12 protein-coding genes are annotated in these 9,709 nt (G+C 59.1%); 8 read left to right on the top strand and 4 right to left on the bottom strand.

From position 1 onward, the window contains the following. Positions 1 to 25 precede the first annotated feature (25 nt). Genes SFUM_RS19520 through SFUM_RS19535 form a run of 4 tightly spaced genes read right to left on the bottom strand, consistent with a single transcriptional unit; the run spans position 26 to position 2,825 of the window. Positions 26 to 448, bottom strand: coding sequence for a hypothetical protein (locus SFUM_RS19520; protein WP_011700568.1), 423 nt, complete (start codon positions 446 to 448; stop codon positions 26 to 28). Further along, positions 445 to 2,031: a recombinase family protein gene (locus SFUM_RS19525; RefSeq protein ID WP_011700569.1), complete on the bottom strand. Its 1,587-nt coding sequence runs from the start codon at positions 2,029 to 2,031 to the stop codon at positions 445 to 447. The genes SFUM_RS19520 and SFUM_RS19525 overlap by 4 nt, the downstream gene beginning before the upstream one ends. Continuing rightward, complete coding sequence (locus SFUM_RS19530) at positions 2,024 to 2,548, bottom strand: DUF2924 domain-containing protein (RefSeq protein WP_011700570.1); 525 nt, start codon at positions 2,546 to 2,548, stop codon at positions 2,024 to 2,026. The genes SFUM_RS19525 and SFUM_RS19530 overlap by 8 nt, the downstream gene beginning before the upstream one ends. A gap of 34 nt (positions 2,549 to 2,582) precedes the next feature. Then, a complete protein-coding gene (locus tag SFUM_RS19535; RefSeq protein ID WP_011700571.1) occupies positions 2,583 to 2,825 on the bottom strand; it encodes a hypothetical protein in 243 nt (80 codons plus the stop codon). 302 nt (positions 2,826 to 3,127) lie between these two features. On the opposite strand from SFUM_RS19535, the gene lexA reads away from it, so the two are divergent. The 8 genes from lexA (at position 3,128) to SFUM_RS19575 (ending at position 9,703) form a co-directional block, all read left to right on the top strand. Then, a complete protein-coding gene (gene lexA, locus SFUM_RS19540) occupies positions 3,128 to 3,751 on the top strand; it encodes a transcriptional repressor LexA (protein ID WP_011700572.1) in 624 nt (207 codons plus the stop codon). 46 nt (positions 3,752 to 3,797) lie between these two features. Continuing rightward, positions 3,798 to 4,964 (top strand): hypothetical protein, encoded by a 1,167-nt coding sequence (locus SFUM_RS19545; protein WP_011700573.1) that lies wholly within the window; start codon positions 3,798 to 3,800, stop codon positions 4,962 to 4,964. Then, a complete protein-coding gene (locus SFUM_RS19550) occupies positions 4,957 to 6,021 on the top strand; it encodes a hypothetical protein (protein ID WP_011700574.1) in 1,065 nt (354 codons plus the stop codon). The genes SFUM_RS19545 and SFUM_RS19550 overlap by 8 nt, the downstream gene beginning before the upstream one ends. Positions 6,022 to 6,343: 322 nt before the next feature. Then, on the top strand, positions 6,344 to 6,670 hold the full coding sequence (locus tag SFUM_RS19555) for a hypothetical protein (protein WP_011700575.1): 327 nt from the start codon (positions 6,344 to 6,346) through the stop codon (positions 6,668 to 6,670). A 195-nt stretch (positions 6,671 to 6,865) separates the two neighbouring features. After that, on the top strand, positions 6,866 to 7,450 hold the full coding sequence (locus SFUM_RS19560) for a sigma-70 family RNA polymerase sigma factor (RefSeq protein WP_011700576.1): 585 nt from the start codon (positions 6,866 to 6,868) through the stop codon (positions 7,448 to 7,450). 104 nt (positions 7,451 to 7,554) lie between these two features. Then, positions 7,555 to 7,893, top strand: coding sequence for a hypothetical protein (locus SFUM_RS19565; protein ID WP_011700577.1), 339 nt, complete (start codon positions 7,555 to 7,557; stop codon positions 7,891 to 7,893). Beyond that, complete coding sequence (locus SFUM_RS19570; RefSeq protein WP_011700578.1) at positions 7,890 to 8,906, top strand: PD-(D/E)XK nuclease family protein; 1,017 nt, start codon at positions 7,890 to 7,892, stop codon at positions 8,904 to 8,906. The genes SFUM_RS19565 and SFUM_RS19570 overlap by 4 nt, the downstream gene beginning before the upstream one ends. Before the next feature lie 26 nt (positions 8,907 to 8,932). Beyond that, positions 8,933 to 9,703, top strand: coding sequence for an ATP-binding protein (locus SFUM_RS19575; RefSeq protein ID WP_011700579.1), 771 nt, complete (start codon positions 8,933 to 8,935; stop codon positions 9,701 to 9,703). Positions 9,704 to 9,709: the final 6 nt, after the last annotated feature.

The following is a 9,709-nucleotide window of genomic DNA, read 5'->3' on the forward strand; positions in this document are numbered from 1 at the left end:
TCTGGGGCGGTCTCCGGTCCGGTCGTCAGTCGGTGGCGAAGCCGAACTGGCGGCGCTGCTCGGCCCAGTCCTCGGGAAAGGTCTGGGTCAGCTTGGCCAGCGATAACCCGTTTGGTTCCTCGCCGTTGATCAGGGCCTCGACGATGTCGGGGGCCAGGGTCGTTAGCTTGAGGATGCGGGCCACATACGAGCCATCGACGTCGAGGGTACGGGCAAGCTCGCTGATGGACTTGATCTGGCCGGATTCGAGGATGTCGGCCCAGGAAAAGGCCCTTCCCAGCGCCTGAAGGACGGCGGACTGCACCGGTTCCTGCGCTCCGGTGATTTCTCCATCCAGGGCCTGGGGAGCGATGACCGTCTTGCGGCCGCGCATGCGCCGGATCAGCATCGGGATGTGGATCTGCAGGTTGCCGTTGTCGGCAACGGTAATGGTCGGCTTCATTTTCATCGGCTTGTCCTCCGTTCCGTGACTTCGCATGCCAGACCGGCCAGCTCGGCGATTAGCGTTGTCAGCCCGTTGGTGCGCAGCTCCATGTCGATTCCGGTCTCGCGGATCTCCACCTTGTCCACCAGGAGGCGGATGAGGCGATTCCGCTCCACCGGGAAAAGGTCTTCCCAGAACCCCTCCACATTCTGGAAGGCCTCCGACACATCCTGTTCCGTGATGCTGTTCCCCTGGTAGGCTCTGCATCGCTCGCTCACATGGGTCAGTTGTTTTGAGAGCTCGACCGCCTGGCGGTTGACGGTCGTCAGCATCTCGGCCTTGCCCGGCTGATCGTTGCCGGGCTTCATCAGTTCAAGTGCCTGCTCTCGCGCCTGCGACAGCTCAATCTCGAGCTGGGCGTTCTGTTTGAACAGCCGCTCTCGCTCCGCCTGCTCGATGTCCCGGGCTGCGAAGTAGGTCTTGGCCACCAGCGTCGGTGTGCGGAACACGGCGCTCAACTGCTCGATTACCGCCTGCTCGATGTCCCCGGCGGGAATCCGCTTGAGCGGGCATCGGCTCACGGTCCGCTTGCTGTCCTTCTGGCAGATGTAATAGGTGTAGTGGCGGCCGTTCTTGCGGGCGTAGGTCGGTCCCATCGCGCATCCGCAGTGGCCGCAGCGGATGACGCCTTTCAGCGGGGCGACCATTTTGGTTCTGGCCATGGATACCTTGACCGGTTTGTTGTCCTCCAGGATGGCTTGCACCTTGTCCCAGGTCGCCCGGTCGATGATCCCTTCGTGCTCGCCGGGGTAACTGCGATCCTTGTGGGCGATCTCGCCGATATAGATTCGGTTGTTGAGCAGCCGGTAGATGTGGGCGGTGTTCCATTCGGAGCCATCGCGCACCTTTCCTTTCTTGGTGGTCCAGGCCTTGGTGCGGTATCCCTGTTCGTTCAATTCCTGGCCCAGCTTCTTGGCCGAGCCGATCTGGATGAACCGGCGGAAGATGTACTGCACCGTCCTGGCTTCATCTGGGTTGACCAGCAGCTTCTTGTTGTCCCTGTCGACGTCGTATCCGAGGATGGGTACGCCGCCGCAGTATTTCCCCCGGCGCTTGGCTGCCGCCACCTTGTCCCGGATGCGTTCGGCAATGACCTCCCGCTCGTACTGGGCGAAGGTGATCAGGATGCCGAGAAACATTCGGCCGGTGGGGTCGGTGGTGCTGAAGTGCTGGGTGACCGAAACGAAGCTGACGCCCTTTTCGTTGAAGAGGTCGATCATCTTCATGAAGTCCAGCAGCGAGCGGGACAGTCGGTCGACCTTGTAGACCACGATCACATCAATCTTCCCGGCGTCGATGTCCGCCAGCAGTCGGCGCAGCCCCGGGCGCTCCATGTTCCCACCCGAGAAACCACCATCGTCGTAGCGATCCGGCAGAGCCGTCCAGCCACGCATTCTCTGGGCTTCGATATAGTGTTCCGCCGATTCCCGTTGCGCATCCAACGAGTTGAATTCCTGTTCGAGCCCTTCCTCGTGGCTCTTGCGGGTGTAGATGGCACAGCGCAGGGTCTTTTTCTTTCCCGGCGCGACATTGCTGTTATCAAGCATCCGACCCTCCCTCGGCTTTTCTGCCGTAAACCTTCTTCAGTCCGAAAAAGACCTTGCCGTTCCAGCGCGTCCCGGTGATCTCCCTGGCCACCGCGCTGAGCGACCGGAAGGTGCGACCTTCGAACTCGTAGCCATCGGCAAGGACGATCACCTCATAGCGCCGGTCGTTCCAGACCCGCACCAGTCTGGTTCCAGGCAGGATCGCCTCGTTCGATTTCCGCCCCTCTGGGATGCGTCGATTGACAGTGGCGACCGGGTCCTCCTTGGCGGCCTGCTGGAGATGGACCTTGGCCTGCTCGGACAGCCCGCCGTAGAAAAGCTCCTGGATGCGATAGGCCAGCCTCTTGATGAGGAATTGCTTCTTGTACTGGGGCGGCTCTTCACCGTAGAGGTCGAGCCATTTTTCCCGGAGCTGCTCCAGGGACATGGATTGCAGCAGGGCCATCTGCCGAAGAACCGAGTTTCGGGTTCGGTCCTGGTTCTTGCCGCCGGTGGCGGCGTTCTGTAACTCATTCATTTTCAACTCCTTATTTTGGTTTCCGGACGAGTTGTCATGAATGAATGCTCTGTTCCGGCAATGAATCAAGTCCTTCTCCGAGCACAGGGGAAGAATCTTTGAAAACATCTAACTCATTGCCAACACATGCTTTTTTGGCCTTTCGGCGCAGGACCGCCGTGGCCAGAATGGAGGCGGCTGACTGGAGCCTCGCCTCACCCGACAGGCGGCCGGGTTTGCCGTTTTCGCCAAGGTCATCAAGCCCCGGCCCATCATTCATTTCCTGTACATCCAACATCGAACACCTCCGGTGGGACCGGGGGGCTGGATGGTGTGGATGCCAGAAAACGGTGGCGGTCGGGATGCGCGTTCGATGGCACCCACAACCGCCTCAGCTCCGCCTCTGGTCGGTTATCTGGTTTCTAACTGTTCGTCCGGTTTCAAACCGGCATTCTTCAATGCCTTACCTACCGAGGGGCTCGTGGAAGTGTCGGAAATCAGGTGTGAGATTATTTCTTGACCTGATATGCATCAGGTTTATATTATTAGGGTTTGCTGGCGCATTGCGCCTTTTTGTCTTTCAACAGAAATGGAGACGCCATGGGCAAAGCGAAGACGGATGAGATAACGCCGTTGCAGCGGAAAACGCTCGAAGCGATATGTCGTTTTGTCGATGCCAAGGGCTTCCCTCCAACGGTGAAGGAACTGAGCGAGATCTTTGAAATCAGCCCGGCGAGTGCCCATGACCGGATCAACCAACTGGTGCGCAAGGGATACCTGAAGAGAGAGGACGGGAAGTCTCGCGGCATTGCCGTCGCCCGCCGTCCCAGCGAGATGGCTGCCTCCCTGGTTTCAGTACCTGTTGTGGGTATGGTGGCCGCTGGCTGCCCCATCCTGGCGGAAGAGAACGTCACCGGCCAAGTACTGGTCGAATCGGACGTCGTTCGTTCCGGTCAGCACTTCGCACTCCGTGCGGTGGGTGACAGCATGGTCGGTGCCGGTATCAACGATGGTGATTTGATCATCGTGCGGCAGCAGCCCATCGCCGAGGACGGAGACATCGTTGTCGCGCTTCTCAACAACGAGGCAACCGTCAAGCGGCTGAAAATCAAAGACGAGCTCATCGAATTGGTGCCCGAGAACCCGGAGGTACGAAAGATCCGGATCAGGCCGGAGGATGACCTTCGAGTTTTAGGCAAGGTCGTTGGATGGAAACGGAATTGATCGAGACAGACATGGAAGAGTAACGACAAAACGACAGGAGTAATTGATGGCAACTTTTAACCTACGCCGCTTTTCGAAGCCGGAGATGCTCCGGCGAATCGACAGGAAGCATCTCATTGCCTTTCTGGAACCTCATGCCGCTTATTTTTCAGCTCGCGGCGTAGAGTTGCCACCAGTCCAGCAGGAAGATGGCCTGGACTACAACGCCCTCAGCCACCTTTTGCTGACGCCGGACAGTACGACCCCGGATGATCTGGCCGAGGCGCTGTTTTATGTGAATGAGGTTTCGACCCCCGAGGGTTTTGACTCCATTCAGGATGAGATCGCCGGAACGGACATCGACGTGGAAATTGGCGAGAACGCCGCCCCTGCAGACTTGGCGATCCAGGTTTGGATGGCTGACCGGGAAATCATCGAGAAGGTACACGCCGAGCAGTTCTTCATGAACGTCAGGTCCTTCGAGTATTTTAAGACCAAGAAAAACCCGCTGCCGGATTTCGTGCTGCCATCCGAGGAAACCCTCGCGGCCCTCGAAGCCGATCTCGACGAATGGTTTTCCAAGAAGCGTCGGGGGAAGTATTCCAAGGTGTTCGTCTATCCCAAAGAGGGCCACACATGGTTCCTCGTACGCCATGGCAAGCCCTATGCCCGTGAGGCGGTCATTGAGGCCGGTGAGTCCACCAGCCAATACTTCCGTCCTGAAAAATTCGACGTGCTTGCCTACAACCCCGTGATCGGGGAAATCCGCATGAACGCTGAAACCAAGGGGGAGAAGGAGCTCTACCGCAAGAAATTCGGATTCCACCTGTTCGGAGACGAAGAGTTTTTCAACGAGCGCAGCCGATTTGACCTGGAACCTTTGCGGCAAATTGGTGAGGACGCGCTCCTATGTGACGACGTCGATGGCATCGAGTATGTCAGGCTCAAGGAAGTTCAGGTCTTTTGGGGCGGCGCTCACAAGGACGTCGAAATCCGCAGGTCTGAAGACATTTTTGCATCCCTTCGTGATCGAGGAGTTTCACTTCCGGGCGGAGGGAAAATCATCAAAGCAAGTTTTCAGATTAAGTTCGAGGGGTCCAAGACTCCAAGATCTGTGATTTTGAGTTCAGGCAACCGGGCGCAATTCAAACGTGATGGTGATGCCGAGATTATCGAGAGGTGGCTTGGACTCAGGGGTTTCATCGTCGGAGCCGGGGGCGTTTCGGATGAGTGATCCCGTCTGGGCATATCTGGAGAGATTGCCTGGAAAGTCGGCGGCGCTGTTCGATTGGGATAAGGCGCTCTCCGGTTGGGACCGATACCCGTTGTTTCGGGATCACTTCCTTCAACTGACCAAGAATCACGCGACCGCCGTGGATTGCCCAACGGAATGTGGCCTCGGATGCCCACGGAGTGTTGTCACCCATGTGAAGACCAACATCCGGGCCATCTGCAATGAAAAGGAATATCCAGCCGTCCAACTCACCACAAGGCAGACCCTGATCTACCGGCTCAAGCAGTCAGCCATCAATGGCGCTATCTGCGCGGCCTTGGGAATAGAACACCGAGAGTCGAAACTCGATGGACTGCCTCATACATGGAGACTGGGCGATTTCATACCCACGGCGGGGATGGACTTCCCGGTTGTTCTGACGATGCAGGACAGCATGGATGCGCTGGCAGAGGTCGTTCGATCATTATGTCTCTCGATCCCCAAGCCCTTTGTCCTGATCGCGCCCACGCGCCTTCATCTGAGTCCTGCAGTTGAAACACTGCTGGCGCAGAGAAGCAGCCCCTTCATTGCGCTGAACGAAGAGCTGCACCTGGGAGATGCACCACGGTTTATGACCCGTCGGGACAAGGCCGCAATATTCGCACCCCTTATCGGCCAGGTGCCTGAGCCGGATTCTGGCGGCACGGTGTTTTTTTCAACACCGCCGGGTACCACATGGGCGCAAATCAAGATTCAATTCCGTGATGGCCATACCGTCACAATATGGGCGGGAGATCAGAGCGGTCGATACACCTATACGCAAATGGGAATGGCGAGCAGGAAGAATGGCAATCCTACCGAGCAATGGAAATTGCTTGAGGGGTTTGCCAACTCCCGTGGCGAGATCGACTGGCGCAGCCGATACGCGTCGGACAAACTGAAGAAACAGAAGCAAGAGTTGTCGAAGCACCTGCGGGAATTCTTCCGGCTCGATGACGATCCCATCGAATGGGTCAAGGATACCAAGACCTACCGGTGTAAGTTCCGCATCCTCCCGGAAGGTGCCGAGGTTTACTGACCACCCTTTTTTGCGCCCGACAAATCTATAGCCCCGATTCAGGATTCTGGATCGGGGCTTTTTGCGTCTTGGAGGCCCGCTCGGTGAAATTTCACTGGGTCCGGGCAAAAAAAGTTAAAAAAGTTTTCCTCTGTAAATCCACCACCAATCAGAGCCTTACGGGCTTTCCTCCTTCTTGAGCCAGGGCGTTTTTCGGGGTCGCAACGAAAATTCGCCAAAGCAGGGTGACAGGTCTGGTGAACACAAAAAGTTCACGACCGCTACCCGGGAAATTCATGCCGGACCTGTCTCCCGGTCGGTCCAGAAATGAAGGAGGTTCGGCATGAACCAGACAAGCAAAGCACACCTCACCCCACCGAAGCGGCGACTCATCGAATTGATGCAGGACATCAACTTCGGCCGCATCTCCAACATTCCGGTCCGCGACGGCGAGCCGGAACTCACCCCTGACACGGTCATCGAGCGCGAGATCAAGCTGGGCGGACAGAGCGGTCCCCGGCCCGAGCGCGACCAGGATGACTTCATCCTCAAGCAAGAGGTCGTAGCGCTGCTGGAGCACCTCGCGCAGATGGGCAGCGGAAAAGTCTGCCTGCTCGAGATCAAGCACGGTCTCCCGTTCCTGATGCGCATCGAGGAACGGGCAGCCTGAACACGTAACGACCTGAACCCTTAGACACTGGACAACAAGCTGGACGCATGGCGGAGGCTGTTGTGGGTGTCGCCGAGCCGAATACGGCAATTGGCGGCGTACCTGCGACCCCTTCGCCCACGCGACAGCTTTGTCCTGTGATCTGGCCCGTGCCGACACCCACGCGGACCTCCTCCTCGCTCCGAGGAGGCCCCGATGGTTTCACAGAATTCTTACGACGGCATCGACAAGTATGCCGCCGACCTCATTCGGCACAAAGCACGTCAACTCGTAGGCAAGGCCGGATTCACCGAGGACGACAGACCCGACCTCGAACAGGAACTGATGATCGATCTGCTGCAGCGGATGCGGCATTTCAATCCAGCCAAGGCCAAGAAGACCACCTTCATGGCCCGAATCGTCGAACGTCACATCTCCACCATCCTGGAGGCCCGTTTCGCCCAATGCCGGGACTGGCGGCTCTGCCAAACCTCACTCAACGAACCCCTCGACAACGGCGAAGGCGACACCACCGAACGGATCGACTTCCTGGACAGCGAGGGCTCCCTGGGAAGCGGCACCCGCGAGACAAGGGAGCGTCTCGCCCATGAGATCCGCATGGATCTCGACCGGGCCATCGCCTCGCTACCGGAGGAGCTCCGGGATCTGTGCGTGCGCCTACACGACAGCACCATGGCCGAAATCGCCCGGGAAATGGGCATTCCCAGAACCACCCTCTACGACCGGCTGAGCAAGCTGCGGGAGGCGTTCATCGAGGCTGGCCTGACGGACTACCTGTGATCTCCGACGCATCGACTCCGGCTCCGGTAAGTAAGCACCGTGCCGCATGGTGCGGCTATCCGGGGCCTCGGAAATCAGAACCTGAACAAAAGAGGAGTTCAACCATGACTCACGACACCTACAAGTACCGTTTTGACGAGTCGGTCCCGGCCCAGGAACTGGAAGACACTTTCATGCTGGCGATGCTGGCTGTCGAAAGCCTGCATGGCAGTTCCCGTGTGCGGATGGAGAGCCGGTTCAATCTGGACAAGGCCCGACGCACCTGCGTGATCGACGCCTCCACCGATGTCGGCAGCGACCTCGCCCGCATCTTCACCGGCTTCGCCACCAAGGAATACGGCGAACGCTCGGTCCTGATCGAACGTACCCAGCCGTCGGGTTGCGCCTGTGCCTCAAAGCATCGCGCAGCGCCCGCCGCTGCCGAAGCGGGGGTGGCGGTATGAGCGAGCTGATGACCACCACCTATTCCATGTGGCGGCTGTTCCGCAACTGCCGCATGGCCTGCAAGTGGCGCTATATCGACGAGCTGGTACCACTCGAGCGCGACCCCAATCTGGCCTTCGGCTCGGTCATTCACGACTGCCTGGAGTGCTGGCACGGCGAGCGGGATCTGGCCAAGGTCCTCGACCACATCGACCGGACATATCCGAACCGGGCGCAGGACGATCATCAACAGGCCGACTGGCATCTCGCCCGAGCCATGATGAGCGCCTATGCGGAACACTACCCGGCCGAAGAATTCGAGGTCGTCGCGCTCGAAAAGACCTTCGAAGGTCCCATCGTCAACCCGGCGACAGGCGCGACCTCGCGCAGTTTCATTCTCGCCGGAAAGGTGGACGGCATCGTCCGTCAAGATGGTCAGCATTTCCTGCTGGAACACAAAACCGCTTCACAGATCGACGCCAGCTACCTGGAGCGGCTGTGGACCGATTTCCAGATCATCCTCTACGCCTGGTACCTGGAGCAGACCCTCGGCATCACGGTCAGCGGCATCATCTACAACGTTCTGGTCAAGGCCAAGCTGCGCCAGGGCAAGGGTGAGACCGAGGCCGAATTCGAGGCCCGCCGGGCGGAGCTGCTCGCCAAGTCGAAAACCGGCAAGAGCAGCGCCAAGCGCAAGCTGCCGGAGGACGACGACACCTTCCAGCAGCGGCTCCAGGAGAAGTACCTCGAGCCGGGCATGTTCCATCGCGAGGTGCTCTACATCTCCCGAGACCAGTTCGAGGAACTGCGGGCGGAGCTGTGGGAACTCTCCAAGGCCATGCTCGACGCCCGTCGGCGCGACACCTTCTACCGCAACACCAGCTACTGCTTCCAGTACGGAAGACCCTGCGCCTACTTCCAGCTCTGCCGCTCGGGCGGCAACCCCAACGTCATCGAAAACCATTTCCAACGGATCGCCCCGCACGAAGAGCTGCGGGACGGAGCCGGTGAAGACGCCGCTCCGGTGTTTTGAAATCCCAACCATAAGGAGACGAAGCCATGCTTCCCAAGACCAAAAGCAAACCCAAACACACGCTCTCGGACCTCACCGCCCTGGTGTACGGCCCGAGCAAGATCGGCAAGAGCACCTGGTGCTCCAAGGCCGATGACGCACTGTTCCTGGCGACCGAGCCGGGCCTGAACGCCCTGGAGGTGTTCCAGACCCCGATCACCTGCTGGGACGACCTCTTGCAGGCCTGCGCCGAGATCGCCGAGGGCAAGCACGAATTTAAGACCATCGTCGTCGACACGGTGGATAACGCCTACAAGATGTGCTCGGACTACGTCTGCAAGAAATTCAAGATCGAGCACGAGTCCGACCTGGGCTACGGCAAGGGCTACGCGCTGATCAACAACGAGTTCCAGCGCGTCATCAACAAGCTCGCCTTCCTGCCCTATGGGCTGATCCTGATCTCCCACTCCCAGGAGCGGGACATCGAGACCCGGACCGGCAAGCACACCCGCATCGTGCCGACGCTGCCGGAGAAGGCGCGGAAACTGGTCACCGGTCTGGTGGACCTGATCTTGTTCTGCGACCTGGACATGAAAACCGGCGAGGACGGCAAGCCGGTCTGGCAGCGCGTGATGCGCACCAAGCCCAGTCCCAACTACGACGCCGGTGACCGCACCGGCCGGCTCCCCGAAGTCATCCCCCTCGATTTTCCGAGCTTCATGAAAGCGTTCAACAACACGGCAGCCGGAGCTGCGGCGAGTGCCGCCCGGCCGAAGCCGGAGCCGACCGCGAGTGCGGCGGCGAAACCCCAACAGTAAGGAGAT

The sequence above is a fragment of the Syntrophobacter fumaroxidans MPOB genome (assembly GCF_000014965.1).
Lineage (GTDB): Bacteria > Desulfobacterota > Syntrophobacteria > Syntrophobacterales > Syntrophobacteraceae > Syntrophobacter > Syntrophobacter fumaroxidans.